This is a genomic window from Kribbella swartbergensis (assembly GCF_054784135.1).
This window is the reverse complement of record NZ_BAAGPM010000014.1, coordinates 683966-708930: the sequence shown is the minus strand read 5'-3', so window position 1 is coordinate 708930 and position 24965 is coordinate 683966. Positions and strand designations below refer to the sequence as shown.

Sequence of the window (24965 nt, the reverse complement as noted above, 5' to 3'; positions counted from 1 at the left end):
CGATGGTAAGGACGAATGAGCCGGTGCGGACCGCGCGGTTGCCGCAGCGGCGGTCGGGGAGTCCGGGTGCGGACCGGCTGAAGGGTTTCCTCGCGCTGCTCGCGATCCTGGCGATCGTCGGCGGCGTCCCGTACGTCCTGCTGCGCTTCTTCGGTACGCCGTGGCCGGACCGGATGCCGAGCCGCGACGTGCTGTTCAGCGAACTGAGCATCGAGACCGTCCTGGGGATCATCGCGTTCGTCATCTGGATGGCCTGGCTGCACTTCGTCGTCTGCCTGATCGCGGAGGTGGTGGCCGAGATCCGGGGCCACGGGCTGTCGCCGCGCATCCCACTCGGCGGCGGCTCGCAGGGTCTGGCCCGCCGCCTGGTCTCGACCGTCGTCCTGATCGGTGCCGCCACGAGCGTGAGCGTGCCGGTCGCGACCGCGGTGACCACGACCCACACCGGCACTCCGACCGTGGCGACCGCCACGCAGGGCGGCGACCAGGAATCGCGCGACACGTTCCGGCAGACCGAGGCGCGCAGTACTGTGCTCAGCGGCAACCAGGCCGGCACCACCCACACCGGCGTACGGACCAACAGCGACGACAAGGGTCAGGTGGTCAAGTACACCGAGGTCCGTCCGCCGCAGGGCCGGAACTACGACTGCCTGTGGGACATCGCCGAGCGGTACCTGGGTGAGGGCCGCCGCTACAAGGAGATCTACGAGCTCAACAAGAACAAGTTGCAGCCCGACGGCCGCCGGCTGACGAACCCGGATCTGATCCTTCCGGGCTGGCAGGTCCGCCTGCCCGCCGACGCCAAGGGGCCGGGTGTGCACACGGTCCGGGTGAACATCGACCACACCAGCACCGGTACGGCGGTCGGCAAGGGCACCAAGTCCTCGACGTCCACGGGCACGAAGACGTCCACGTCCACCGGTACGAAGGCAACGACCGGGACGGGTTCCAAGGCGACCACGGGTACGTCGACCGGCAGCAAGACCGAGCCGGGTCCGGGCAGCCGCTGGTTCGAGGAGCAGGGTACGGAGAAGGGATCGTCGGTCCGGATCGGCAGCGCGACCCGCGACCCGGGAGCGAAGAACGTGAAGCCGGGCGAGCCGGGTATCTCGGTCGCTCCGCACGGTCCTGGGACCTCGCAGTCCGAGCCGGGCGAACCGGCCGCCGGCGGCACGAAGGTGCCCGAGCCGGTTCCGGTCGCGGTCGAGGACGGCGGGTTCGACGCCACCGAGGCCGGGATCTACGGCTTCGGCGCCACCCTGCTCGCGGCGGGTCTCGCGCTGGCGCTGAAGCGGCGCCGCGGCTGGGCGCAGGGGCCCGGCCCGAAGGCGGCCAGTCACCGGCAGACCGAGATCGGTCTGCGGCTCGCGGCGGACATCCCGACCGCGCAGTTCGTCGACAACGCGCTGCGGCAACTCGGTGCGGACCTGACCCAGGGGAGCCGGCCGATGCCGAAGGTCGTCGCCGCACTGGTCACCGACCGGGCGCTCACGCTCGTGCTCGACCCGTACGAGGCCCACGTTCCGCCGCCCGCTCCGTGGCAGGCCATTGCCGACGGCACCCGGTGGACGCTCCGCCGCGCCTACGCGCCGGCCGGTGAGGTCACCGCGCCGGCGCCGTACCCGACGCTCGTCACGATCGGCCGGAACGCCGACGGCGCGACCGTGCTGGTCGACCTGGACACGGCGAACGGGATCGTCAGCTTCGGCGGTGTCAACAACGCGTCCCGCGACGTGGTCGGTTCGCTCGCGGTCGAACTGGCGACCAACCTGTGGTCCGAGGGCGCGCACATCAGCATGGTCGGGTTCGGCGACGACCTGTCCTCGGTGGCGCCGAGCCGGCTGAGCTACTGGGTACGGCTCGACGACGCGATCGCCGAGGTCGCCCGTCGTACCGAGGCGCAGGTGCAGGCCTGTGCGCGGCGCAACCTGGGCTCGGTCGCCGAGGCCCGGATGGCGTATCCGGACCCGGCGTTGTGGGGTGCGGAGATCATCTTCGTGTCCGCGCCGCCGTCGCCGGAGGAGCAGGACCAGCTGAACCGGCTGGCCGCGGACCACCGGCGCAGCATCGCGGTGGTCGTGGTCGGCGACGTGATCAACTCGCCGTGGCGGTTCGTGGTCGACGAGAAGAACCAGGCCGTCTGCCGGCTGCTCGGCCTCGAGGTCGATGCCCACAGCATCGATCCGGCGCAGTTCGCCGACCTGGTCGCGCTGTTCGAGGCGGCCGAGGCCGATGCGCTGGACAAGCGCCGGGCCGAGCAGGACGTGCCGGCGTACGAGTTCTCCACGACCGACCTCAGCGCGCCCGCGCCGGTCGAGGTCGACCTGCTCGGGCCGGTCGAGGTGGACGCCCGCGGCCCGATCGACGAGGGCCGGATCCAGCTGTCGACCGAGATCATCGCCTTCCTGGCCAGCCAGGACTACGGCGTGCACCCGAACGTGCTGGCGGGTGCGATCTGGCCGCGCGGCATCAGCGAGGAGCTGCGCGACGCCGCGCTGGAGCACACCCGCCGCTGGGTCGGGCTGGACGCGATGTACGCCGACGAGTCCGGCCGCTGGATGCTGAACCGCAGCGTCGTCCGGGTGGACTGGGACGTGTTCCGCACGCTGGCCAAGCAGGCGACGATGATGGACGACCCGCGGGGTCCGCTGTCGACGGCGCTGAGCCTGGTGCACGGTCCGGCCTGGTCGAACCTGCCGGCCGGGCGCTACTCGTGGCTCGCCGCGTCGGGGATCGAACGCCGGATGGCGGAGGCGGTCGTCGACGCGGCCCTGAAGCTGGCGGAGGCGTCGCTGAACCACAACGACGGCAATCTGGCCCGCACGGCTCTGCAGACCGGCCTGAGCTTCTCACCGGCCTCGGAGGAGCTGTGGCGAGCCACCCTCCGCCTCGCCTCCCACTTCGGTACGTCGGCCGACGTCACGAACGTGGCGACCCAGATGTACGCCGCCCTGGCCCGCCACGGCGCCCCCCGCGGCCCCGAAGCCGAGACGGACGCCCTGGTCGACGAACTCCTCCCGGGCTACCACCGCCCCGCCGCGGTCGCCTGACCACCCCACTCAGCCCCGCCCCCGCCTCGGCCCACCCACCACCTCAGGGGTCAACCCGCAATCTCAGGGTTGGCCCCTGAAATGGGGGCACCTCGGGCCGGGTGTCGGGGATGGTTGAGAAAGCGGCCGGTCAGAGAGTGTCGGCGGACCAGGTGTCGCAGGCGGTCATGTCGCCGGAGTCCATCCCGGCCTTGAACCAGCGCATGCGCTGCTCGGCGGTGCCGTGGCTGAAGCTCTCCGGGTTGACCTGGCCCTGGGTCTTCTCCTGGATGCGGTCGTCGCCGACGGCCGCGGCGGCGTCGAGACCCCGGGCGATGTCGTCCGCGGTCAGGTCCTGGATGAAGGGCTTGCCGTCCTGGCCGGCCACCGTCGTCGCGTGGTTGGTCCAGATCCCGGCCAGGCAGTCGGCCTGGAGCTCGGAGCGGACCGCGTCGGAGGTGGGACCGTTGCGCGTCTTGATCCGGCCGAGGATGCCGTACAGGTTCTGGATGTGGTGGCCGTACTCGTGCGCGACGACGTACGCCTCGGCGAAGTCACCGCCGCGGGCGTCCAGGTCGGTCTGGAGGGTCTCGAAGAAGCCGAGGTCCAGGTAGACGCGCTTGTCGGGCGGGCAGTAGAACGGCCCGACCGCGCTCGTCGCCGGGCCGCAGGCGGTGTTGACCGAGCCGCTGAACACCCGCATCGGTGCGCGGGTGTACTTCTTGCCTCGCCGCGGCAGTTCGGCGGCCCAGAACCTCTCGATGGAGTTCTGGTAGAAGACGAACCGGCAGTCGCGGTTGGTCTGGATGTCCTTCCCGGTCTCACAGGACGACAGGTTCCCGGGGGCGGTGTTGCGGGCCGTCGGCTCGTCGCCGCCGTCTCCGCCGGGGAGGCCGCCGCTGAGCAGCACGATGACCACGAGCAGGATGATGCCGCCGATGCCGCCGCCGACCGGAATCATGCCGCCGGGCAGCAGTCCGCCGCCTCCGCCACTACCGCGAGTGTCCTCGATCCCGCTGGTGTCGAGATCCGCATCCGGATTGTATTTCACAGCACTTAGACTAGACCTCGGTGCGGGGGATCTGCCGTGTGTCGTGACGCAGTGCTGCCGACCCGCCACAGACCGACCCTCCGACTGCTAGGACACCTGCCTCCGCGATGATCACTGTCACCAACCTCGAGGTCCGCGTGGGTGCCCGTCAGTTGCTCGCGCCCGCGTCGTTCCGGGTCGGGCCGGGCGACAAGGTCGGACTGGTCGGGCGGAACGGCGCCGGCAAGACCACGCTGACCAAGATCCTGGCCGGCGAGGGACTGCCGGCGAGCGGCTCGGTGTCGTCGTCGGGGGAGATCGGCTACCTGCCGCAGGATCCCCGGACTGGCGACCTCGAGGTGCTGGCGCGGGACCGGATCCTGTCGGCCCGCGGTCTGGACGAGGTGGTACGGCGGATGCGCAGCGCCGAGAAGTCGATGGCCAGCGCGGACGAGAAGACCCGCGCGAAGGGCATGCGGCGGTACGAGCGCGCCGAGGCGGACCTGCACGCGGCCGGCGGGTACGCGGCCGAGTCGGAGGCGGCCCGGATCGCGGCGAACCTCGGCCTGCCGGATCGTGTGCTGGGACAGCCGCTGGCCACGTTGTCGGGCGGTCAGCGCCGCCGGGTCGAGCTGGCCCGGATCCTGTTCTCGCAGGCGGAGACGCTGCTGCTGGACGAGCCGACCAACCACCTCGACGCGGACTCGATCATCTGGCTGCGCGACTTCCTCAAGTCGTACGCCGGTGGCGTGATCATGATCAGCCACGACGTGAACCTGCTCGAGGAGACCGTCACCCGGGTCTTCCACCTGGACGCGAACCGGGCCGAGATCGACATCTACAACGTCGGCTGGAAGGCGTACCTGACCCAGCGGGAGACCGACGAACGGCGCCGCAAGCGGGAACGGGCGAACGCGGAGAAGAAGGCCGGACAGCTGGTCGAACAGGCGAACAAGATGCGCGCCAAGGCGACGAAGGCGACTGCGGCGCAGCAGATGCTGCGGCGGGCCGAGCGGCTGATGTCCGAGCTCGAGGGTGAGCGGAAGGCCGACCGCGTCGCGAAGATCGCGTTCCCGACGCCGGCGCCGTGCGGCAAGACGCCGTTGATGGCGCGCGAGCTGTCGAAGTCGTACGGCTCACTGGAGATTTTCACCGATGTCGACCTCGCCATCGACCGGGGCTCGCGCGTCGTCGTACTCGGGCTGAACGGTGCCGGGAAGACCACGCTGCTGCGGATCCTGGGCGGGATCGAGAAGGCGGACACCGGTGAGGTGATCGACGGGCACGGGCTCAAGCTCGGGTACTACGCGCAGGAGCACGAGACGCTCGACGTGAACCGGACCGTGCTGGAGAACATGAAGTCCGCGGCACCGGACCTGAATGAGACGCAGGCCCGGAGTGTGCTCGGCTCGTTCCTGTTCACCGGCGACGACGCGGACAAGCCGGCCCGGGTGCTGTCCGGTGGCGAGAAGACGCGGCTCGCCCTGGCGACGCTGGTCGTGTCGGCCGCCAACGTGCTGTTGCTCGACGAGCCGACCAACAACCTCGATCCCGCGTCGCGGGCCGAGGTGCTGAACGCGATTCGCTCGTACGCCGGTGCGATCGTGCTGGTCACCCACGACGAGGGGGCCGTGGAGGCGCTCGAGCCGGAGCGGGTCCTGCTGCTGCCGGACGGGGTCGAGGACCTCTGGTCGAAGGACTACGCGGACCTGGTGTCGCTGGCCTGAGTTACTCCGCAGTATGTTCCTGTCATGACGGATCTCGGACTGCGGTTGACGGTGGACGGGCCGGTGGCACGGGTGGTGCTGGACCGGCCGGAGGTGCGCAACGCGCAGACTCCGGCGATGTGGCGGGCCTTGGCGGAGTTCGGCACGACGTTGCCGTCCGAGGTCCGCGTGGTCGTCGTATCGGGGGAGGGCCCGTCGTTCTCGGCCGGCCTCGACCGCCGGCTCATGATGGGCGAGAACGCCGACGGCGAGGAGCCGCTGCTCGCGCTCGGCGCGAAACCCGCCGCCGAGGTCCACGAGACCATCGCGTCCTTCCAGGCGGGCTTCTCCTGGCTCCGGCGACCCGAGTTCGTCAGCATCGCCGTGGTGCAGGGCCACGCGGTCGGCGCCGGCTTCCAGTTGGCGTTGGCGTGTGACCTGCGGGTGGTGACTCCGGACGCCCGGTTCAGCATGCGCGAGCCCGCGCTCGGCCTGGTGCCCGACCTGGGCGGCACCAAGCCCCTGGTCGAGCTGGTCGGCTACTCCCGGGCCCTCGAGATCTGCGCGACCTCCCGCTGGGTCGAGGCCGGCGAGGCCAGGGAGCTCGGCCTCGCCAACATCGTCGTACCCGCTGAAGAACTGGCCGGCACCGTCAAGGACCTGTCCGAGGCGCTGCTGACCCCGCTCGCGGGGGCGGTGCGCGAGACGAAGGGTCTGCTGCTCGATGCAGCGGACAGAACCTACGACGAGCAACTGAAGGCCGAACGCGAGGCCCAACAGCGACGCCTGAAGGACCTGCTGGCAACCCTCGGCTGAGCCGATCACGTGCGGAAGCAAGCTGGTTCCCTGGCCCGCAAGGCGGGAGTTCGGAGCGGCGTTGCGGTTGCGGACGTCCAAGCTCAGGTGGGTGGTCCTTCACCGTCGCGAGTCATCCCCGTCCGTCCACGCACGGCCGCCGGCCAAGCAGTCGGCGGGCGATAGCCCGCCACCGCCGGCGGTAGCCGGCAAGGGAAGTACCGGCGGTAGCCGGGGGGTGGGGTGGGAGCGGGCGTAGCAGGCGCGGTGAGGAGCGCAGCGACGAAGGGAGCGCCTGCGGAGCACGCGTGGGCGGTCAGTGCCAGTTGCTGATTCGTACGTCGTTGGGGGCGGGTGCGCCTTGGCCGGTTTCCAGGAGTTGTTTGAGGCTGAGGAGGAAGGTGGCCCACTTCGTGCTGCAGTGGTACATGAACTCGACCGGTTCCTTCCAGCCTTCGTGGCGGAACAGGACGATGGTGTAGTCGTCGGCCTGGGAAAGGTCGAAGCGGATCTGGGTGCCGATCCATTCGTCCGGGCCGGCGACGACCTCCCACCGGACGAGCTCGGCGGGCTTCGCGTCGAGGACCAACATGTCGAAGCCGCCGGGGGCCGGGGCGCCGGCGAAGCGGAACTGGATGACGCCACCGGGTCCGCTGTCGCCCCGGGTGTCCTCGGTCCACCAGCCGGCCAGGCCGTCGATCGTGCTCAAGGCCCGGTAGACGTCGTCGGGCGACGCCGTGATGCCGATCCTGTGCAGAATGTCCACCATTTCACTGCTCTCTTTCGTGTTGGATGATCTCGGCCAGGCGCTTGATGCGCTGGAGCCGGCCGTCCCACGCGTCGCGGACGGACGACAGCTGTGCGATCGCCTTGGCCAGTTGCGCTTCGTCGACCCGGTAGAGGCGTTCCCGTCCGGCCTGTGTCGCGTGGACGAGGCCGACCCGATCGAGGACGCCGAGGTGCTTGGCGACCGCCTGACGGGTGACCGGCAACCGGTCACTCAGGCTGGTCGCCGTACCGCCGCCGTCGGCCAGCAGCAGGTCGAGCAGGCGACGCCGGGTCGGGTCGCCGACCGCCGACCAGAGCTCGTCGTCGACGGCGCTGCTCATGGCGGTGTTCATGGCATCGCTCATCGCATCGACACCAGCCGGTCGACGTACGGCGCGAGGCGGGGGAGGAAGTGGTCCCAGCCGGCGGCGTGGTCGCGGTACACCTCGTCGGGCTTGGCGGCTTCGTCGTACCCGGTCTCGGAGAAGCGCAGCAGCGTACCCGCACCCGAGGGAACCAGGTCGAACGTCACCAGCAGCGAGTTCGTCGCAGACGCGCTCTCGCCCTCCTCGTACGCCCACCGGAAGGAGAACCGCCGCGGCGGATCTGCCTCGACCACTGTCAACGGCACGACCTTGTCCGGACCGAACGAAACACTCCCCGTCGCGCCGGCCCGGGGCTCGACGTCGGCGTCGTCGGGCCACCATGCGCGCAGGTGCTCCGGCGTGCTGATGACCTCGTACACCACCTCGGGTGTCGCGTCGATCCGGATCTCCCGCTCGATGACTCGCTGGTCCATCCCACTCTCCCGTCGTCTCGCAACCTTTGGTTGCACATGAAGGTACGCCGACTCGCCACAAAGCGCAACCATTGGTTGCTCGACGCCGGATGGGAAGCTTGGGGCGACGGGATGTGTTGTCAGCGTTGACGAGCAGAGCAGGGGAGGGAGCCGGATGTCAGGCATGAGGCCCATGGGTGGGGGCATGGGTGGCGGCATGGGCATGGGCGCCTACGGCTGGCGCCGGCAGGACGCGTCGGTGGCCGGGCAGAAGCTGGCCAAGGGCACGCTCCCGCGGATCGCCCGGTTCGCCACGCCCTACCGGGGGCAGATCACCCTGTTCCTGCTGCTGGTGATCGTCTCGGCCTTCCTGGTGATCGCGTCCCCGCTGTTGTTCAAGAAGATCGTCGACGACGGCATCATCAAGGGGAACGCCGGCCTGGTCACCGCGCTGGCCCTGGTGGTGGCCCTGCTGGCGGTCGTCGAGGCCGCGCTCGGCCTGATGCAGCGGTGGTTCTCGGCCCGGATCGGGGAAGGGCTGATCTTCGACCTGCGGACCAAGGTGTTCGCGCACGTGCAGCAGATGCCGGTCGCCTTCTTCACCCGGACGCAGACCGGCGCGCTGGTATCCCGGCTGAACAACGACGTGATCGGTGCGCAGCAGGCGTTCACCTCGACGTTGTCCGGTGTGGTGTCGAACATCATCAGCCTGATCCTGGTGGTCGGCGCGATGCTGCTGCTGAGCTGGCAGCTCACCGTGGTGGCGATCCTGTTGCTGCCGGTGTTCCTGATCCCGGCCCGGATCCTCGGCCGCCGGCTCGCCGCGATGACCCGCGAGCAGATGCAACTGAACGCCGACATGTCGACCGCGATGACCGAGCGGTTCAGCGTCGGGGGAGCGCTCCTGGTGACGCTGTTCGGCAAGCCCGAACTGGAGAACCAGGGTTTCGCCGAGCGGGCCGGCCGGGTGCGCGACCTGGGCATCCGGATCGCGATGCTCGGCCGGGTGTTCTTCACCGCCCTGACCCTGGTCGCCGCGCTGGCGACGGCTCTGGTGTACGGCGTGGGCGGCAATCTCGCGGTCCGGGAATCGCTGACCGTGGGGACCCTGCTCGCCCTGGTCGCGCTGCTGGGTCGCCTGTACGGCCCACTGACCGCGCTGTCGAACATCCGGGTCGACGTGATGACCGCGCTGGTGTCCTTCGAGCGGGTCTTCGAGGTGCTCGACCTGGAGCCGATGATCAAGGACGCGCCGGACGCGAAGCCGTTGCCCGCCGACGCGACGAGTGTCGAGTTCGACCATGTGGCGTTCTCCTACCCGACCGCCGAGCAGGTGTCGCTGGCGAGCCTGGAGTCCGTCGCGGTCCTCGACAAGCGGGTGTCGGCGCAGGTCCTCGAGGACGTCAGCTTCACCGTCCGGCCCGGTCAGATGGTCGCCCTCGTCGGCCCGTCCGGCGCCGGCAAGACCACGATCACGAACCTGGTCGCCCGCCTGTACGACGTGACCGGAGGCGCGGTCCGGATCGGCGGGCACGACGTCCGCGAGGTGACCCTGCGGTCGTTGCACGACGCCATCGGCTACGTGACCCAGGACGCGCACATGTTCCACGACACCATCCGGGGGAACCTGGGGTACGCGAAACCGGACGCAGCAGAGGACGAGATGATCGAGGCGCTGAAGGCCGCGCAGATCTGGGAACTCGTGTCGTCCCTGCCCGACGGTCTGGACACCGTGGTCGGCGACCGCGGGCACCGGTTGTCCGGTGGCGAACGCCAGCGGCTCGCGATCGCCCGGTTGTTGCTGAAGGCACCGCGCATCGTCGTACTGGACGAGGCCACCGCGCATCTGGACTCGGAGTCGGAGGTCGCCGTTCAGCAGGCCCTCGACACCGCGCTGGAAGGGCGGACATCGTTGGTGATCGCCCACCGGCTGTCCACGGTCCGCAATGCCGACCTGATCCTGGTCGTTGACCACGGCAACATCGTGGAACGCGGTACCCACGAGGAACTGCTGGCCCAGGGCGGCGAGTACGCCGAGCTGTACCGCACCCAGTTCTCCGAGACCGGTGCCGCGGCGAATGTCTAGGGGTACTGTGAAACCGTCGCATCAGGGAGGCACGCCATGGTCAAGTTCGCCTTGGTACTGGCCGCCGGTTACGCAGGCTTCCGACTCGCCTACCACTCCGAGGACGGTCGCCACTACGGCAAGATTGGCGACAACACCGTGCGGACGATCGTCTCCCTGCTGATCGCCTCGCTCGCCGGGGGGAGTCACGTACGCCGCGCTGCTACCGCACTAGGACGCGGACGCCTTCTGCGGGTCGTGTTCCAGCAGGTGCAGCACCGGTACCCGCAGATGCCGCCGGGCCGAATTCGTCCAGTCGAGGTGGAAGAACTCGGCGACCACGTGCGGCCGGGTGAGGATGATGACCTCCTGCGCGTTGACCTTGTCCACAGTGGCGATCAGCGCGTCGATCGGGCGGTCGTGCGAGATCCCGCCGTCGGCGTGCTGACCCAGGTCGCGCAGGCGTTGCACACTGCGCCCGGTGCAGCCCTTCGCCTCGGTGTCGATCGCCTTCTGCGCCTCGGCGAGGTCCTGGCGCTGGGTGGCGAGGCCCGGTCCGTAGAGGTCCGCGGTGCCGAGCGCGCTGATCGACGCCTCCACCCCGGCCTCGGCGTTGTGGCACGGCACGAGCACGTGGTACTTGACCGGCTCGGGCATGTCTTGGTGCAGTTCGACGACGCGCTTCGCGTCCGGCTCGGACAGTTCCTGCTCGACGAGCAGTACGACGTCGTACATCTCGCACCTCCGGTTCGTACCAGTCGGTATACCCCCATGATGCCCCCCATCGACCCGGTTTGACCGTTAACTGGATCGATTCAGTTGACGGTCGTCCGGGGAACGTCAGCTGGTGGCGGAGGTGAGTACGTCGGCCAGGTCGAACTTGATCGGCTCTTCGAGCTGCTCGTAGGTGCAAGACTCCGGCGTACGGTCCGGGCGCCAGCGGACGAACTGCGCGGTGTGGCGGAAGCGGACGCCCTCCATGTGGTCGTAGCGGACCTCGACCACCAGCTCGGGTCGCAGTGGCACGAACGACAGGTCCTTGCCCGCCTGCCACCGGCTGCCCTCCGCGTTGCGCGGCGTACGGACGCCCTCCTCCTGCTTCGCCCAGGCCCACGGGTGGTCGTCGAAGGTGGTGACGAGCGGCTGCATCTCCTCGAACAGCTCCTTGCGGCGCTCGAGGGGGAACGCGCCGATCACCCCGACGCTCGCCAGTGTCCCGTCGTCGTTGTAGAGGCCGAGCAGCAGCGAGCCGATCCGGTCCGGTCCGCTCTTGTGCAGGCGGTACCCGGCGACCACGCAGTCCGCGGTCCGCTCCGGCTTGACCTTGAACATGACCCGCTTGTCCGGTTGGTACGGGCCGTCGAGCGGCTTCGCGATCAGCCCGTCGAGACCGGCGCCCTCGAACTGCTCGAACCACTGCCCGGCGGTCGTGTGGTCGGTCGTCGCCGGCGTGACGTGGACCGGCGCCTTCACGTCCGCGAGCGCGTCGAGGAGCGCGGTACGGCGTTCGCTGAACGGGCGCTCCATGTAGTCCTCGTCGCCGAGCGCCAGCAGGTCGAACGCGACGAACCGGGCCGGAGTCATCTCCGCCAGCATGTTCACCCGGCTCGCGGCCGGGTGGATCCGCTGCTGCAGCAGCTCGAAGTCGAGCCGGTCGCCGGACTCGCCGATCACGATGATCTCGCCGTCGATCGCGCACCGCTCGGGCAGGTTGGCCTTCACCGCCTCGACCAGCTCGGGGAAGTAGCGCGTCATCGGCTTCTCGTTCCGGCTGCCGATCTCCACCTCGTCCCCGTCGCGGAAGATGATGGACCGGAACCCGTCCCACTTCGGCTCGTAGCTCAACGCGCCACGAGGGATGTCCTTGACCGGTTTCGCCAGCATCGGCTTGACCGGCGGCATGATCGGCAGTCGCATCCCGTCATTCTCACTCACCGACCGGCCACCTTCCAGGACCCCTCGCCACCCCCGGCGCCGTTTCGGATCGGTGGACAGAGGCGCCGGCGGACGCCGACAATGCGGGGATGACATCGGTGCCGGTGCAGGGGGCGCGTCCGTCGGATGCGGAGCGCGACCGGGCGCTGGCGATCCTGCGCGACGGAGCCGGTTCGGGGCGGTTGTCACACGACACCTTCATCCGGCGGATGAACTTCGTCCTGCGCGCGCAGAGCCGTGGTGAACTCGCTGCCGCCATCCGTGACCTACCGCGCTCCGAGCCTCGTGTGGTCGCCTGGTTCCGTGCGGTCCTGGCTCGCGTCCCGCGGCTGGCCGTCGTACCGCCACCGGTGCAGCTTCCCGGCCTCGCGCTGCCGCCGCCCGGCTCGCCGACGGTCCGGATCGGCCGCGGTCCGGGCGCGACCCTGCGGATGGCCGACATCTCGGTGTCGCGGTTCCACGCCGAGCTTCGGCACGTCGGCGACGGCTGGATGCTCCGCGACCTCGGCTCGATGAACGGCACCTACCTGAACGGCCTGCGCATCACCACCCCGGTCCGGGTCCGGGCCGGGGACCACATCCGCTTCGGTGCGGTGGCCTACCTGCTGACCTGGGCAGATCAGTAGTTGCATCCTGTACTTGGGTACAGGTTTACCGTCGAATCATGAGTACGACGGACTGGGCCCTGGAGGCCTGCACCCTGCCGACCGCCGAGCAGCCGCTCCGCGTCGCGGAATTCGACGCTCTGTTCGCAGAGCACCTGAAGAGCGCCGAGCGCATCGACCCGACCACGCTCGACCTGACCCTTGCCGCCGAGGCGGAGGCGGGCACGGCCGACCTGACCGCCCGCGAGACCGCATGCTGCTCGTTCTTCACCTTCGACCTCACACCGGACGACGACCAGCTGCGCCTCCGCATCACTGTGCCGCCCCAGCACGTCGCCGTACTGGATGCCCTGAGTGCACGCTATGGCTGACGGGCTCCGCTCCGGGCAGGTCGCGGCCGCCGCGGGTGTGAACCTGCAGACGCTCCGGTACTACGAACGTCGCGGGCTGATCGAGGAACCACACCGGAGCCTCGGCGGCCACCGGCTGTACCCGGAGGAGGCGGTCACCACGCTGCGCGTGATCAAGGCTGCCCAGCGCCTCGGCTTCACCCTCACCGAGGTGTCGGACCTGCTGGACGCGGCCCGGCATCGGCATCGGCTCGGCGAGGGAGCCGGGCTGCAGGCACGCGCCCGCGAGAAACTGGCCGAGGTGGAAGCAAAGATCGCCGACCTGACCGTGATCGCGGACAGCCTGCGTGCGGGGATCGCTGCCGGCTGCGACGACCTCGAGACCTGCGCGGGCAACCCGGACTGCCCGCTCCCGTTCACCGACCTCGTCGTGCGCCCGTGACCGTCCTGCGCTCGGTCCTGCTGTTCGTCCTGGCGGCACTCGCGGAGATCGGCGGTGCCTGGCTGGTCTGGCAGGGCTGGCGGGAGCATCGCGGGATCCTGTGGATCGCGGGCGGTGTGATCGCGCTCGGGGCGTACGGGTTCGTCGCGACCTTCCAGCCTGACCCGCATTTCGGCCGGATCCTCGCCGCGTACGGCGGGGTGTTCGTGGCCGGATCGCTGGCCTGGGGCATGGCCGTCGACAAGTTCCGCCCGGACCGCTGGGACCTCCTCGGCGCCGCCATCTGCCTGCTCGGCGTCGCCGTGATCATGTACGCGCCGCGCGACTAGCGTCGGAAGTCAGGGGACCAGGACGACCTTGCCGGTGCTCGCGCGGGACTCGAGCGCCCGGTGCGCCTCGGCAGCCTCGGACAGTGGGAAGGTGGTGGTCACCGCCTGCCAGCGGCCGGAGAACGTCTCCTCGAGCGCGGTGGTCTCCAGCGCCCGGAGTTTGGGCATCATCTTGGGTCCGATCGCCCAGATCGCCGCGAGACCGCGTGCCATCAGGTCTTCGGTGGTGAGCTGGATCGGGCCGCCGCCGGACCAGCCGAACATCAGCACCCGGCCGCCGATCCCGAGCAGCTCGAACGCCTGCTGACCGTTCTCTCCACCGACACCGTCCAGCAGAACAGTGATGGCCCGATCGCCCAGCTCCTGCTTGAGCGCCGCCGTCCAGTCCGGATCCTTGTAATCGACCGCGTAGTGCGCCCCGAGGTCGCGGACCAGCCCCACCTTCTCCGGACCTCCGGCCAGGCCGATCACCGTCGCGCCGACATTGCGCGCCGCCTGCACCAGGTAGCTGCCGATCCCGCCGGCGGCCGCGGTGATCAGTACGACGTCCTCCGCCGTCAGCTTCGCCTGCGACAGGATCCCGGCGGTCGTCCGTCCGGTCCCGATCGCGGCGACCGCCTGGGCCGCGTCGACGTGGTCGGGAAGTGTGTGGATCGACTCGACGTTCGCGACGGCGAGTTCGGCGTACCCGCCGGGCACCATGCCGAGGTGGACCACGACCCGTCGGCCGATCCACGTCTGGTCGACCTGCGGGCCGACCGCCTCGACCCGGCCGGCGACCTCACGGCCGGGAATCGTCGGCAGCTCCGGCAGGGGAATCGGTCCGCCGCCCGCGGCCCCGGAGCGGAGCATCGTATCGACCAGATGGACACCGGCCGCCTCCACCCGGATCAGGACCTGGCCTTCGCCGGGCACCGGGTCCGGCGCCTCCTCGTACCGCAGGTTCTCCGCCGGACCGAACTCGTGCAATCTGATCGTCTTCACACCCGGAACGGTAGAACCTCAAGAAGAGTTGAGGTCAAGCCGCGCCAGGTCAGCTGGTCAGGAACTCCCGCAGCCAACGGCCGCTCTTCTTCACGATGCGCTGCTGCGTCGCGTAGTCGACGTACACGATGCCGAAGCGGCGGCTGAAGCCGAACGCCCACTCGAAGTTGTCCATCAGCGACCAGGCGAAGTACCCCTTCAACGGAAGGCCTTCGGACACCAGGTCGCGGCACACCGCGATGTGCTGCTCGAGGTACGCCTGCCGTGCGTGGTCCTCGACGGTGCCGTCCGCGGTGAGTTCGTCCGGGTACGCCGCGCCGTTCTCCGTCACGTACAGCGGCAGGTCCGGGGCGAGCTTGTTGATCGTGACCAGGATGTCGCGCAAGCCGCTCGGCTGGATCGGCCAGCCCATCTGCGTCTTCGGCAGACCGGTGTCCACGGCAACGACGTTCTCGCTGCCCGGCTGGGTGGTCGGACCGCCCGGCGACGAGACCGGACCGTCGGGCGCGGCCACCGTCGTCGGGCAGTAGTAGTTCACGCCCAGGAAGTCCAGCGGTGCACCGATCAGCGGCAGGTCCGCCTCGTGCTCTGCGAACCAGTCCGTCATCCCGGTGTCCTCGAGGACGTCCGCCGGGTACTTGCCGGCCAGCAACGGCTCCAGGAACATCCGGTTCCGCAACCCGTCGATCCGCCGGGCGGCGTCGCGATCCGCGGGCGAGTCCGAGGCGGCGTGAATCGGCGCCGGGTTGAGCGCGATCCCGTAGGAACCCTCGGGGCAGCGGATGGCCTCGAGAGCCAGTCCGTGCCCCAGGAGCAGGTGATGCACGGCCTTCAGTGCGCCTGCGCCTTCGGTCCGCCCGGGGGCGTGTTCGCCGTTGCCGTAGCCGAGGAACGCCGAGCACCACGGCTCGTTGAGCGTCATCCAGTGCTTGAGCACGTCCGACAGCGCCGCATGCGTGACGGCCGCGTAGTCGCGGTAGCGCTCGGCGGTGTCCCGCACGAGCCAGCCGCCGGCATCCTCGAGCGGCTGCGGCAGGTCCCAATGGTAGAGAGTCGCGTACGGCGTGACGCCGTACTCCAGGCAGGTTTCGGCGAGCCGGCGGTAGAACGTCAGGCCGGCCGGGTTGGTGACGCCGGAGCCGGACGGGATGATCCGCGGCCACGCGATCGAGAACCGGTAGGCCTTCAGGCCGAGATCGGCCAGCAGCCGGATGTCCTCGGCGAACCGGTGGTAGTGGTCGGCGGCGACGTCTCCGGTGGTGCCGTCCGCGATCGTGCCGGGTGAGTGGGCGAAGGTGTCCCAGATGCTCGGGCCGCGCCCGTCCTCGGAGACCGCTCCCTCCACCTGGTACGACGCCGTCGCCGCACCCCAGGTGAATCCGGGCGGGAAGCCGTTCGTCACGATGTCTCCTTCTGACCCTCGACCCAGTACCGCTCCTGGGGGAGCAGGCTACCTAACCGGTTAAGGAGCTCGCCAGGCAGGTCGGTTTCCAGTGCGGCGAGCAGCGCGTCGACCCGGGCCGGCTTGCTGATGCCGACGACGGTGCCGGCGATGTCCGGATTGTCGGTGGAGTGCCGGAGCGCGGCGGTCGCGAGGTCGACGCCGTACTCACGGCACGCGTCGTCCATCTCGCGTACGGCGTCCAGTACGGCGGGCTCCGCCTCGCGGTAGGCGTACTTCGTCGAGCCCCGCGGATTCGCCAGGATCCCGCCGCCGTAGATCGCCGCGTTGACCACGCCGAGACCGTCGGCGACCGCGCGCCGGAACAGGTCGCCCGCGGAGTGGTCGACCAGGCTCCAGCGGTTGTGCACGAGCAGCACCTCGAAGCCGCCGAGGTCGAGGTAGCGGGCGAGTTCGCGGGTGTCGCCGCCGGCCAGGCCGACGTGCCCGATCTCGCCGTCGGCACGCAACTGCATCAACGTGTCGACCGCGTCACGCATCGACTCGAAGTCGTGGGCCTCGGGGTCGTGCAGGTACACCAGCGGCAGGTCGTCCAGCCCGAGTCGCTCCTTGCTCTCCGCGACACTGGCCCGGACCCGCGCACCCGAGTAGTCGTTGCCGTGCGCGTCCACCTTCGTCGCGACCAGGAAGCCGTCGGGCAGTCCGCCGTACTCCTTGATGGCCTGGCCGATGCGCAGTTCGCTCTCGCCGTCGCCGTACCCGTTGGAGGTGTCGATCCACGTGAGCGGGCTGTCGAACACCCGCAGTACGAGGTCGACGGCCTCCTGCCGCGTCACGTCGTACCCGAAGACCGCGGGCATGCCGGCGATCCCGCTGCCGCCGGCGCAGACGGCGGAGACGGTGAGGCCGGTGGAGCCGAGAGGGCGTAGCCAGTCCTTGTTCATGCCCGGAGCCTACGGACAACGGGAAGGCGTTTGCCGAGCGGTTTGGCAGGCGAGACGGTCGCGGGTGGGGTGGACACCTAAGGTTGGGCGCATGGTGATTCGGTTGAGCGAGCGGTGGCCGGAGGTGAGCTCGCAGCGGCTGCTGTCCGAGTGCGTGCCGCCGCCGCGCTTCGCCGACGTACGTTTCTCCACCTACCGGCCGGCGCCGGACGAACCTTCGCAGGCCGAAGCCCTGGCCGTCCTGACCGAACGCGCCGCTGCGCTGGCCAAGCCGCGTCACCAACCGAGTCTGTGGTCCCGGCTTCGCAAGCGCACGGAAGACCCCGGCAAGCCCGGCATCTACCTCGACGGCGGGTTCGGCGTCGGCAAGACGCACCTGCTCGCGTCGCTCTGGCACGAGGCGTCCGGACCGAAGATGTACTGCACGTTCGTCGAGCTCACCAACCTGGTCGGTGCTCTCGGCCTACGTTCAGCGGTCGAGGCGCTGTCGTCGTACCGGTTGATCTGCATCGACGAGTTCGAGCTCGACGATCCGGGCGACACGATGCTGATCTCCCGCCTGCTCGCTCAACTGGTCGCCGCCGGTGTCGAACTCGCAGCCACCTCCAACACCTTGCCCGACAAGCTGGGCGAGGGCAGGTTCCAGGCGATCGACTTCCTTCGCGAGATCCAGGCCCTGGCCGCCCACTTCGACGTACGGCGTATCGACGGCCCGGACTACCGCCACCGCGGCCTGCCGGTCGCACCCGAGCCCTGGTCCGACGAGCAGGTCGAGACCACCGCCGCCGAGCGCGCCGACGCCTCCTGCGACCACTTCGTCGATCTGCACCGTCATCTCGCCGAACTCCACCCCAGCAAGTACGGCGCCCTGCTGGACGGCGTGGAGACCGTCGCCATCACCGAAGTCCGTCCGCTGACCGACGAGAACGTCGCCCTCCGCCTGGTCGTGCTCGCGGACCGGATGTACGACCGGAACCTTCCGCTGCTCGCCAGCGGCGTCCCGCTGGATCAGCTGTTCTCCGCCGACATGCTGAAGGGCGGCTACCGCAAGAAGTACCTCCGCGCCCTCTCCCGCCTGATCGCCCTGGCCAACTCCGGCATGGAACGTCGTCAGCGGCAACAGCAGCTGTGATGAGGCAGGATGGGCAGATGGCGAAGGAGAAGAACAGCCAGGCGGCGAACCGGGGTGGGTTGCTCGAGCAGTTGCGAGTGCCGTCGGGGCCGGTGGATCTGAGCACGTACGACACGCGTGCGACGCCCGGGTTCACCGGTTCCAAGGAAGACGGCAAGCTCGCGCTGGAGGGCCTCGACGCGGAGGTCTCGGACTGGCAGGAGCGCCTGTACGCCGAGGGCCGCAAGGGTGGGCAGCGCAGCGTGCTGCTGGTGCTGCAGGGGATGGACACGTCCGGCAAGGGCGGTGTCATCCGGCACGGCGCGGGGCTGATGGATCCGCAGGGGCTGAAGATCACGTCGTTCAAGGCGCCGACGGCGGCCGAGAAGCGACGCGGGTTCCTGTGGCGGATCCGGCAGGCGCTGCCCGAGCCGGGCATGATCGGGATCTTCGACCGGTCGCACTACGAGGACGTGCTGATCGCGAGGGTCCGCAACCTGGTCGCGCCGCCGGTGTGGAACCGCCGCTACGGGCAGATCAACGACTTCGAGGCCGAGTTGGCCGCGAACGGCGTGACGGTGCTGAAGTGCTTCCTGCACATCTCGCCGGAGGAACAGAAGCTGCGCCTGGAGGCGCGCCTGGACGACCCGACGAAGCACTGGAAGTACAACCCGGGTGACGTCGACGAGCGTAAGCACTGGCCGGCCTACGCCGAGGCGTACGAGGCCGCCCTCGAACGCTGCAACAGCCCCGAGGCGCCGTGGCTGGTGATCCCGAGCGACCGCAAGTGGTATCGCAACTGGGCCGTCACCACGATCCTGCTCGAGACCCTCCGGTCCCTCGACCCGGCGTGGCCGACGGCCGACTTCGACGTGGACACCGAAAAGAAGCGCCTCGCCGCCACCTGAGCCGTAAGCCACCGGCCGAGGTGGCACGGGCAACGGGAGCCGGCCGCGGCGACTTGCAGCTCCTTCTCGACGATCCGGCCGGCAACCCGGTGGAACTCTTCCAGGCGACTACCTGACCACCGATCAGGAGTCGGGGTCGATGTTGTGGCGGCGGAGCAGGGCGCGGAGTTCGGCGACCTGCTCGTGCAGCCGTTCGTTCTCGTCCAGTACGGCGTTGAGCTCGTGCAGCAGGTGGTGGCGCCGGCCGAAGGTGCTCCACTCGGTCGAAGCATCATCGGTGAGGAAGCCGGACACGGCCGACTCGATCCGACGGCGATGGTCGATCCAGTCCTGGACCCTGCGGCGTACGTCGTCGAGGTCGGCGCCGAGTTTCCTCAGGATCTGAGCGGCGACACCGTCGCCGTCGTCCAGCAGACCGAGTAGCAGATGCTCCGTGCCGAGTTGCTCGGCCCCGAGGCGGCGGGCCTGGTGGTAAGCATGCTCCAGCGTGGCCTTCGCCCGCGGCGTGAACGGTATCGTGCCGCTGCTGCCCTGTCCCTTGCCGCAACCGACGATCTCCACCACGAGGTCACGAACGGCTTGCACGGTGATGCCCATCCCGGTCGGCCGAGCCCAACTGCTGCGCGACGTGTGCGGGGGCTCGGTCAGCACCTTCGCACCGCCCCCGTGCTCCTCGTGGATCACGCCGAGCAGCAGGTGTTCGGTCCCGATGAAGTCGTGGCCGAGTTGCCGCGCCTCCTCCTGCGCCAGGACGACGGCCCGCCGGGCCGCGTCGTCGAACCTCTCGAACATCCCGGCTCCCTTCCACAGCAACTCGTCCCCGGGCCCGCGCAGGTTCGCGTCCTCGATCAGCAGTTCGGCCCGGAGATGCTCACGGAGATCCTCGGCGGTGACCCGGTCCGGCGTCAGCCGGTCGCGGAGGAAGCCGGCGATCTCGGCGGGCGTGGCCTGGTCGGCGGCGACCCGGTCCAGCAGGTCGTCCCAGTCGCCGACCGGCTCGAGCCGGAGATCCGCGTGATTCACCGCGACGAACTGCAGCACCACCGCGACCGTCACCACCCGGTTGGCCCCGCGGAAAGCCCGTCCCTGAATCAGTCCGGCCAGCAACACCCCGGCGGCCTCGGCCAGCCCGCTGGCCCGTCGTACGTCGGTCAGGACCCGATCGACCGCGTCGAGGTCGGTCCGGCGTACGGCGTCCTCCGACTCGCAGCGCAGCACCCGGGCTGCCACGGCGAGTACGTCGTACTGGTCGAGGAACCGCATCAGTCGTCTCCGCGGAGGCGGCGCAGCGACTCCTCGTGGCGGGCGAGGGTCTCGTCCAGCAGACGGCTGAACCGGCGGTCCTGACGGCGTTGGTCCACCAGCGCCGCGATCGCCTCCCGCGCCACGTCCGACACCGAACGGCCCTCCACGGACGCGACCGTCTGCAGTCGCTCGGCCAGGTCCGGGTCCAGCCGCAACAGGATGTTCTTCGTCGCTTCCTTCGCCATGGATAGCAAGATATCACGATAGCTGGATCCGGAGACAGTGCAGGATTGGTCGCATGGTGGAGAGCCTGGGGACCGACGTCGTGGTGGTGGGGTTGGGTGCGTTCGGGTCGGCCGCGTTGTGGCGGTTGGCCGAGCGCGGGGTGAAGGTCATCGGCATCGAGCGGCAGGCGATCGGGCACCCGTTCGGCTCCTCGCACGGCAGCACGCGACTGTTCCGGGTCGCCTGCATGGAACATCCGGGGCTGACCGCGATCGCGCGGAAGTCGCTGGAGTTGTGGACCGGGCTGGGGGAGCGGACCGGGGAGGTCTACGTCCGGCAGACAGGCTCGCTCAACGTCGGCGGTCCGGACAGCCACCCGGTCAGTGGCGCGCGCCGGGCCGCGGCCGAGGCCGGTGCGCCGACCACCGAGCTGAGCCATGACGAGCTGACGGCCCGCTTCCCGCAGTACGCCGTACGTCCGGACGACGTGGCCGTCTGGGATCCGGGCGCGGGGATCTGCTACGCCGAGCCGACCGTGCGTGCGCACGTCGCCGAGGCGCGGCGGCTGGGAGCCACGGTCTACCCGCACACGATGGTGACCGGAATCGACGTCGGGCCGGGGCACGTGACCGTCCGGACGCCGACCGTCGACATCCAGGCAGATCAGGTCGTCGTGTGTGCGGGCGCCTGGTTGGGCAAGCTCGTCCCCGCGCTGCCGCTGTCACCGCGCCGTACGCCGCTGTTCTGGTTCCAGCCCAAGGACCCCGCGTCGGACGCGTTCCAGTTGACGAACTTCCCGGCGTTCATCTGGGAGTTCCCGGACGGGCGTGGACTCTGGGGTCACGGATCCGACGAGGACTTCCTGGTGAAGGTCGGCCTCGACGGCGCACGACGGGCCGCCGACTTCGACCCGGACGAGCTCGACCGCTACATCCACCCCCGGGAGGACATCGGCGAGCTGGCGGCGGCCATCGCCGACTCGTTCCCCGATCTCGATCCGGAGCCGGTGAAGGTGATTCCGTGCATGGTCACGGACTCACCCGACGGCCAGTTCCTGGTCGGGCGGCGCGACGAGCGCCTGGTGATCGCCGGCGGCGACAGCGGGCACGGCTTCAAGCACTGCGCGGGTATCGGTGAGTTACTGGCCCAGATCACGACGAAGGAGACGCCGTACACCGACGTCTCCTTCATCAACCCCACGCGTTACTAGGCGGTGCGGACCAGCTCAGGCCGTACGATCGTCGGCCGCGGGGCCGGGGCCAGCGTGAGCAGGTCGAGACCGGCGACCCCGTACCGCAGCAGGACGAGCCGCGCGACCTCGGCGCTGACACCCAGTGGCCGCGACACGGCCACCGCGCCGGCCCGGCGGGCGGTCGACTCGGCGCGGTCCGGCAGCACACCCGGCGCGAGGAACAGCGACCCGACGGCCACGTGCCGACGACCCTCTAGCCGCCACTGCAGGACGGCCTCGGCCGGCGACGGCGACGCGGCGCAGGTGAAGGCCGCAGTCACCGGCAGCTTGTGCCGCTGACCCCACAGCCGCGCGAGGCGGGTGACGCTGGCGTTCGCCTGCGAGTCGCTCGAACCGGCGCATGCCAGCACGAGCGCGTCCAGCTCCCGCACCCGGCCGTCCTTGAGTTCGGCGCGCATCCGGCGATCCAGGACGTCGAGCAGCGACTCGTCGTACCCGAGGACCTCGGAGGCGATGATCCGCAGGTCCGGGAACCGGGTGCGGGCCTCGTCGACGACGGCCGGTACGTCGATCCGGGCGTGGTACGCCGAGGACAGCAGCAGCGGCAGGACGACGACTTCCTCCACACCCTCGGCGGCGAGCTTGCCGATCACCTGGTACGGCGTGGGCGGGCAGTGGTCGAGGAAGGAGGCTTCGATCCGCAGGTCGTCACGCAGGTCGCGCAGGCACTTGACGAGCGAGTGGACGGTGGCGGCCGACCGCGGGTCGCGGCTGCCGTGGGCGAGGATCACGAGCGCTGGAGCAGTCACAGCAGTTCCCCTTCTTCGTCGTCGATCATGCCGGCCGCGAGCGTCCACCCGTCGTGGGCGTCGATCAGCAGGAACGATCCGGTGATGGCGTTGCTGGAGTACGGATCGGCGGCCAGCGGTGCGGCGACCTTGAGCTGCACCTTGCCGATGTCGTTGAGTTCGAGCCCGTCGGCGGGCAGAACGGAGAGCGTGCCTTGGCCAGTGACGTCCAGCGCGCCGTTGATCTTGGTCACGATGGCCTGGGCGGTGGTGGTGGTGTGCTTGATCAGCAGCCGGGCGCCCACGGTCAGCGGGCGGTCCGACAGCCAGCACACGGTGGCGGCCAGTTCCCGGCGGGTGCCGGGGGACGCGTCGGCGGCGACGATGACGGAGCCGCGGGCGACGTCGATGTCGTCGGCCAGCCGGACCGTGACGGCCTCACCGGCGACCGCGGACGGCCGTTCGGCGACCGCGGTCGAGGTGGCGGTGACGACGGGCTTGTCGATCCCGGCGATCGAGGTACGGCGGCCGGCCGGCAGCACGATCACCGGGTCGCCGACCGAGACGGTGCCGGAGGCAACTGTCCCGGTGTAGCCGCGGTAGTCGCGGTACTCGTCGTCGGTCTGCGGGCGGATCACGTACTGGACCGGGAACCGCAGCGGCTGCTGTGAGTTGTCGATCCGCCCGGTCGCGTTCTCCAGGTACTCCAGCAGCGTCGGGCCGTCGTACCAGGAGGTCTCGGCCGAGCGCTCGACGACGTTGTCCCCGATCAGTGCAGACACCGGGATGGCGTGCACGTCGGCGATGCCGAGCTGGTCGGCCAGCTGCGCGACATCCTTGGCGATCCCGGTGAAGACGGCCTCGTCGTAGTTGACCAGGTCGATCTTGTTCACCGCGAGAACCACGTGCGGCACCCGGAGCAGGCCCGCGACGGCCAGGTGCCGGCGGGTCTGCTCGAGGACGCCGTGCCGTGCGTCGACCAGGATGATCACCACGTCCGCAGTCGACGCACCGGTCACGGTGTTGCGGGTGTACTGCACGTGTCCGGGGCAGTCGGCCAGGATGAACGAGCGCTTCTCGGTCGCGAAGTACCGGTAGGCGACGTCGATGGTGATGCCTTGCTCACGCTCGGCCCGCAGGCCGTCGGTGAGGAGGGCGAAGTCGAAGTCACCGCCGCGGGCCTCGGAGACCGTCTGCACGTGGGCGATCTGGTCGGCCAGGATCGCCTTGCAGTCGTGCAGCAGCCGGCCGACCAGCGTGGACTTGCCGTCGTCGACCGAGCCTGCGGTGGCAAGCCGGAGGAGTGTGCTCATTAGAAGTACCCTTCCCGCTTGCGGTCTTCCATCGCCGCTTCGCTGACCCGGTCGTCGGCCCGGGTCGCGCCGCGCTCGGTCAGTTCGCTGGCCGCGACCTCGACCACGACCTCCGCCGCGGACGCCGCGGTCGAGGCGACCGCGCCGGTGCAGGACATGTCGCCGACCGTGCGGTAGCGCACCACGCGCCGGGTGACGGTCTCGCCGTCGCGCGGCTGCGAGTAGGGGCCCACGGCAAGCAACATGCCGTCGCGCTCGAACACGTCCCGCTCATGCGCGTAGTAGATGCTCGGCAGCTCGATCTGCTCCCGCTCGATGTAGTGCCACACGTCCAGCTCGGTCCAGTTGGACAGCGGGAACACCCGGACGTGCTCGCCCGGCCGGTGCCTGCCGTTGTACAGCGACCACAGCTCGGGCCGCTGGTTCCGCGGGTCCCACTGGCCGAACTCGTCGCGCAGGCTGAAGATCCGCTCCTTGGCCCGGGCCCGCTCCTCGTCCCGGCGGCCGCCGCCGAACACCGCGTCGAACCGGTGCCCGTTGATTGCGTCCAGCAACGGAATCGTCTGCAGCGGGTTCCGGGTCCCGTCCGAGCGCTCGCGCAGCCGGCCGTCGGCGATGTACTCCTCGACGCTGGCGACCTCCAGGCGCAGGCCGAGCCGCTCGACCACCGAGTCGCGGTAGGCCAGCACCTCGGGGAAGTTGTGCCCGGTGTCCACGTGCAGCAAGGCGAACGGCACCCCGGCCGGCGCGAACGCCTTGCGGGCCAGGTGCAGCATCACGATCGAGTCCTTGCCGCCGGAGAACAGGATCACCGGCCGCTCGAACTCGGCCGCCACCTCACGGAACACGAAGATCGACTCGCTCTCCAGAGCGTCCAGCTCGGTGACTGCGGTGGTCGACAGGGTGGCCTCCGGGGCGTCGATGGTGGTGGTCATGGGGCCTCCCGGCCTGGACTGAGGAGCGGAGGGAGCGAAGCGACTGGAGCGACGAGGGAAGGCCGGGAGCCAAGGCCCCATGACCC

The 24965-nt window shown here is 69.9% G+C and carries 25 protein-coding genes; 11 read left to right on the top strand and 14 right to left on the bottom strand.

Features of this window, described 5'->3' with window-relative positions; translation table 11 throughout:
- Positions 1-2 precede the first annotated feature (2 nt).
- The gene (locus ACYVOK_RS10330; RefSeq protein ID WP_460662076.1) at positions 3-3050 is read left to right on the top strand and encodes a hypothetical protein; all 3048 of its coding nucleotides are present in this window, start codon (positions 3-5) and stop codon (positions 3048-3050) included.
- A 130-nt stretch (positions 3051-3180) separates the two neighbouring features.
- On the opposite strand, the gene ypfJ is transcribed toward ACYVOK_RS10330, so the two are convergent.
- Positions 3181-4080, bottom strand: coding sequence for a KPN_02809 family neutral zinc metallopeptidase (gene ypfJ, locus ACYVOK_RS10325; protein ID WP_460662075.1), 900 nt, complete (start codon positions 4078-4080; stop codon positions 3181-3183).
- 107 nt (positions 4081-4187) lie between these two features.
- Between ypfJ and ACYVOK_RS10320 the strand changes: the two genes are divergently transcribed.
- Entirely contained in the window at positions 4188-5786 is a 1599-nt protein-coding gene (locus tag ACYVOK_RS10320) for an ABC-F family ATP-binding cassette domain-containing protein (RefSeq protein WP_460662074.1), read from the top strand.
- Between the two features lie 24 nt (positions 5787-5810).
- Positions 5811-6581 (top strand): enoyl-CoA hydratase/isomerase family protein, encoded by a 771-nt coding sequence (locus ACYVOK_RS10315; protein ID WP_460662073.1) that lies wholly within the window; start codon positions 5811-5813, stop codon positions 6579-6581.
- A gap of 295 nt (positions 6582-6876) precedes the next feature.
- On the opposite strand, the gene ACYVOK_RS10310 is transcribed toward ACYVOK_RS10315, so the two are convergent.
- Genes ACYVOK_RS10310 through ACYVOK_RS10300 form a run of 3 tightly spaced genes read right to left on the bottom strand, consistent with a single transcriptional unit; the run spans position 6877 to position 8127 of the window.
- Positions 6877-7329, bottom strand: coding sequence for an SRPBCC family protein (locus tag ACYVOK_RS10310; protein WP_460662072.1), 453 nt, complete (start codon positions 7327-7329; stop codon positions 6877-6879).
- 1 nt (position 7330) lies between these two features.
- Positions 7331-7693 (bottom strand): ArsR/SmtB family transcription factor, encoded by a 363-nt coding sequence (locus tag ACYVOK_RS10305; RefSeq protein WP_460662071.1) that lies wholly within the window; start codon positions 7691-7693, stop codon positions 7331-7333.
- A complete protein-coding gene (locus tag ACYVOK_RS10300; protein ID WP_460662070.1) occupies positions 7690-8127 on the bottom strand; it encodes an SRPBCC family protein in 438 nt (145 codons plus the stop codon). The genes ACYVOK_RS10305 and ACYVOK_RS10300 overlap by 4 nt, the downstream gene beginning before the upstream one ends.
- 184 nt (positions 8128-8311) lie before the next feature.
- On the opposite strand from ACYVOK_RS10300, the gene ACYVOK_RS10295 reads away from it, so the two are divergent.
- Positions 8312-10192: an ABC transporter ATP-binding protein gene (locus tag ACYVOK_RS10295; protein ID WP_460662069.1), complete on the top strand. Its 1881-nt coding sequence runs from the start codon at positions 8312-8314 to the stop codon at positions 10190-10192.
- Positions 10193-10402: 210 nt separating this feature from the next.
- Here the strand turns inward: ACYVOK_RS10295 and ACYVOK_RS10290 are convergent, their stop codons facing one another.
- The gene (locus ACYVOK_RS10290) at positions 10403-10906 is read right to left on the bottom strand and encodes a hypothetical protein (protein WP_460662068.1); all 504 of its coding nucleotides are present in this window, start codon (positions 10904-10906) and stop codon (positions 10403-10405) included.
- A gap of 105 nt (positions 10907-11011) precedes the next feature.
- Positions 11012-12106, bottom strand: coding sequence for an ATP-dependent DNA ligase (locus tag ACYVOK_RS10285; RefSeq protein WP_460662067.1), 1095 nt, complete (start codon positions 12104-12106; stop codon positions 11012-11014).
- Positions 12107-12195: 89 nt separating this feature from the next.
- Between ACYVOK_RS10285 and ACYVOK_RS10280 the strand changes: the two genes are divergently transcribed.
- Genes ACYVOK_RS10280 through ACYVOK_RS10265 form a run of 4 tightly spaced genes read left to right on the top strand, consistent with a single transcriptional unit; the run spans position 12196 to position 13832 of the window.
- Entirely contained in the window at positions 12196-12732 is a 537-nt protein-coding gene (locus ACYVOK_RS10280) for an FHA domain-containing protein (RefSeq protein WP_460662066.1), read from the top strand.
- Positions 12733-12770: 38 nt separating this feature from the next.
- Positions 12771-13082: a hypothetical protein gene (locus ACYVOK_RS10275; RefSeq protein WP_460662065.1), complete on the top strand. Its 312-nt coding sequence runs from the start codon at positions 12771-12773 to the stop codon at positions 13080-13082.
- Positions 13075-13503: a MerR family transcriptional regulator gene (locus ACYVOK_RS10270; protein ID WP_460662064.1), complete on the top strand. Its 429-nt coding sequence runs from the start codon at positions 13075-13077 to the stop codon at positions 13501-13503. Before ACYVOK_RS10275 ends, ACYVOK_RS10270 begins: the two co-directional genes overlap by 8 nt.
- Positions 13500-13832: a YnfA family protein gene (locus ACYVOK_RS10265; protein ID WP_460662063.1), complete on the top strand. Its 333-nt coding sequence runs from the start codon at positions 13500-13502 to the stop codon at positions 13830-13832. Before ACYVOK_RS10270 ends, ACYVOK_RS10265 begins: the two co-directional genes overlap by 4 nt.
- Before the next feature lie 9 nt (positions 13833-13841).
- Here the strand turns inward: ACYVOK_RS10265 and ACYVOK_RS10260 are convergent, their stop codons facing one another.
- Genes ACYVOK_RS10260 through ACYVOK_RS10250 form a run of 3 tightly spaced genes read right to left on the bottom strand, consistent with a single transcriptional unit; the run spans position 13842 to position 17162 of the window.
- The gene (locus ACYVOK_RS10260; protein WP_460662062.1) at positions 13842-14816 is read right to left on the bottom strand and encodes a zinc-binding dehydrogenase; all 975 of its coding nucleotides are present in this window, start codon (positions 14814-14816) and stop codon (positions 13842-13844) included.
- Between the two features lie 49 nt (positions 14817-14865).
- Complete coding sequence (locus ACYVOK_RS10255) at positions 14866-16218, bottom strand: GH1 family beta-glucosidase (RefSeq protein ID WP_460662061.1); 1353 nt, start codon at positions 16216-16218, stop codon at positions 14866-14868.
- Entirely contained in the window at positions 16215-17162 is a 948-nt protein-coding gene (locus ACYVOK_RS10250) for an aldo/keto reductase (protein WP_460662060.1), read from the bottom strand. Before ACYVOK_RS10250 ends, ACYVOK_RS10255 begins: the two co-directional genes overlap by 4 nt.
- Positions 17163-17253: 91 nt before the next feature.
- Here ACYVOK_RS10250 and zapE point away from each other — a divergent pair, with 91 nt between their 5' ends.
- Together zapE and ACYVOK_RS10240 are read left to right on the top strand one after the other, a co-directional pair.
- Positions 17254-18294 carry a cell division protein ZapE gene (gene zapE, locus ACYVOK_RS10245; RefSeq protein ID WP_460662059.1) on the top strand — a complete coding sequence of 347 codons (1041 nt, stop codon included), beginning with the start codon at positions 17254-17256 and terminating at the stop codon, positions 18292-18294.
- A 17-nt stretch (positions 18295-18311) separates the two neighbouring features.
- Positions 18312-19181: a PPK2 family polyphosphate kinase gene (locus tag ACYVOK_RS10240; protein ID WP_460662058.1), complete on the top strand. Its 870-nt coding sequence runs from the start codon at positions 18312-18314 to the stop codon at positions 19179-19181.
- A 123-nt stretch (positions 19182-19304) separates the two neighbouring features.
- Here the strand turns inward: ACYVOK_RS10240 and ACYVOK_RS10235 are convergent, their stop codons facing one another.
- Positions 19305-20444 carry a Clp protease N-terminal domain-containing protein gene (locus ACYVOK_RS10235; RefSeq protein ID WP_460662057.1) on the bottom strand — a complete coding sequence of 380 codons (1140 nt, stop codon included), beginning with the start codon at positions 20442-20444 and terminating at the stop codon, positions 19305-19307.
- Positions 20444-20671, bottom strand: coding sequence for a ribbon-helix-helix protein, CopG family (locus ACYVOK_RS10230; protein ID WP_460662056.1), 228 nt, complete (start codon positions 20669-20671; stop codon positions 20444-20446). The genes ACYVOK_RS10235 and ACYVOK_RS10230 overlap by 1 nt, the downstream gene beginning before the upstream one ends.
- A 53-nt stretch (positions 20672-20724) precedes the next feature.
- Here ACYVOK_RS10230 and solA point away from each other — a divergent pair, with 53 nt between their 5' ends.
- Positions 20725-21861, top strand: a complete 1137-nt coding sequence (gene solA / locus ACYVOK_RS10225) for an N-methyl-L-tryptophan oxidase (RefSeq protein ID WP_460662055.1) — start codon at positions 20725-20727, stop codon at positions 21859-21861.
- Here the strand turns inward: solA and ACYVOK_RS10220 are convergent.
- The 3 genes from ACYVOK_RS10220 to cysD are packed head-to-tail and all read right to left on the bottom strand — an operon-like array spanning position 21858 to position 24879.
- Entirely contained in the window at positions 21858-22652 is a 795-nt protein-coding gene (locus ACYVOK_RS10220) for a sirohydrochlorin chelatase (RefSeq protein ID WP_460662054.1), read from the bottom strand. The two genes, solA and ACYVOK_RS10220, sit on opposite strands and share 4 nt — an antisense overlap.
- Entirely contained in the window at positions 22649-23944 is a 1296-nt protein-coding gene (locus ACYVOK_RS10215; protein ID WP_460662053.1) for a sulfate adenylyltransferase subunit 1, read from the bottom strand. The genes ACYVOK_RS10220 and ACYVOK_RS10215 overlap by 4 nt, the downstream gene beginning before the upstream one ends.
- Positions 23944-24879: a sulfate adenylyltransferase subunit CysD gene (gene cysD / locus ACYVOK_RS10210; RefSeq protein ID WP_460662052.1), complete on the bottom strand. Its 936-nt coding sequence runs from the start codon at positions 24877-24879 to the stop codon at positions 23944-23946. Before cysD ends, ACYVOK_RS10215 begins: the two co-directional genes overlap by 1 nt.
- Positions 24880-24965 lie beyond the last annotated feature (86 nt).

What these genes read in the sequence shown, in the direction of transcription:
- ACYVOK_RS10230 (WP_460662056.1), bottom strand. Translation starts at nt 20,671, where the DNA reads ATGGCGAAGGAAGCGACGAAGAACATCCTGTTGCGGCTGGACCCGGAC.
- ACYVOK_RS10310 (WP_460662072.1), bottom strand. Translation starts at nt 7,329, where the DNA reads ATGGTGGACATTCTGCACAGGATCGGCATCACGGCGTCGCCCGACGAC.
- ACYVOK_RS10290 (WP_460662068.1), bottom strand. Translation starts at nt 10,906, where the DNA reads ATGTACGACGTCGTACTGCTCGTCGAGCAGGAACTGTCCGAGCCGGAC.
- cysD (WP_460662052.1), bottom strand. Translation starts at nt 24,879, where the DNA reads ATGACCACCACCATCGACGCCCCGGAGGCCACCCTGTCGACCACCGCA.
- ACYVOK_RS10275 (WP_460662065.1), top strand. Translation starts at nt 12,771, where the DNA reads ATGAGTACGACGGACTGGGCCCTGGAGGCCTGCACCCTGCCGACCGCC.
- ACYVOK_RS10240 (WP_460662058.1), top strand. Translation starts at nt 18,312, where the DNA reads ATGGCGAAGGAGAAGAACAGCCAGGCGGCGAACCGGGGTGGGTTGCTC.
- solA (WP_460662055.1), top strand. Translation starts at nt 20,725, where the DNA reads ATGGTGGAGAGCCTGGGGACCGACGTCGTGGTGGTGGGGTTGGGTGCG.
- ACYVOK_RS10305 (WP_460662071.1), bottom strand. Translation starts at nt 7,693, where the DNA reads ATGAGCGATGCCATGAACACCGCCATGAGCAGCGCCGTCGACGACGAG.
- ACYVOK_RS10250 (WP_460662060.1), bottom strand. Translation starts at nt 17,162, where the DNA reads ATGAACAAGGACTGGCTACGCCCTCTCGGCTCCACCGGCCTCACCGTC.
- ACYVOK_RS10315 (WP_460662073.1), top strand. Translation starts at nt 5,811, where the DNA reads ATGACGGATCTCGGACTGCGGTTGACGGTGGACGGGCCGGTGGCACGG.
- ACYVOK_RS10330 (WP_460662076.1), top strand. Translation starts at nt 3, where the DNA reads ATGGTAAGGACGAATGAGCCGGTGCGGACCGCGCGGTTGCCGCAGCGG.
- ACYVOK_RS10320 (WP_460662074.1), top strand. Translation starts at nt 4,188, where the DNA reads ATGATCACTGTCACCAACCTCGAGGTCCGCGTGGGTGCCCGTCAGTTG.
- ACYVOK_RS10295 (WP_460662069.1), top strand. Translation starts at nt 8,312, where the DNA reads ATGGGTGGCGGCATGGGCATGGGCGCCTACGGCTGGCGCCGGCAGGAC.
- ACYVOK_RS10300 (WP_460662070.1), bottom strand. Translation starts at nt 8,127, where the DNA reads ATGGACCAGCGAGTCATCGAGCGGGAGATCCGGATCGACGCGACACCC.
- ACYVOK_RS10215 (WP_460662053.1), bottom strand. Translation starts at nt 23,944, where the DNA reads ATGAGCACACTCCTCCGGCTTGCCACCGCAGGCTCGGTCGACGACGGC.
- ACYVOK_RS10235 (WP_460662057.1), bottom strand. Translation starts at nt 20,444, where the DNA reads ATGCGGTTCCTCGACCAGTACGACGTACTCGCCGTGGCAGCCCGGGTG.
- ACYVOK_RS10280 (WP_460662066.1), top strand. Translation starts at nt 12,196, where the DNA reads ATGACATCGGTGCCGGTGCAGGGGGCGCGTCCGTCGGATGCGGAGCGC.
- zapE (WP_460662059.1), top strand. Translation starts at nt 17,254, where the DNA reads ATGGTGATTCGGTTGAGCGAGCGGTGGCCGGAGGTGAGCTCGCAGCGG.
- ACYVOK_RS10270 (WP_460662064.1), top strand. Translation starts at nt 13,075, where the DNA reads ATGGCTGACGGGCTCCGCTCCGGGCAGGTCGCGGCCGCCGCGGGTGTG.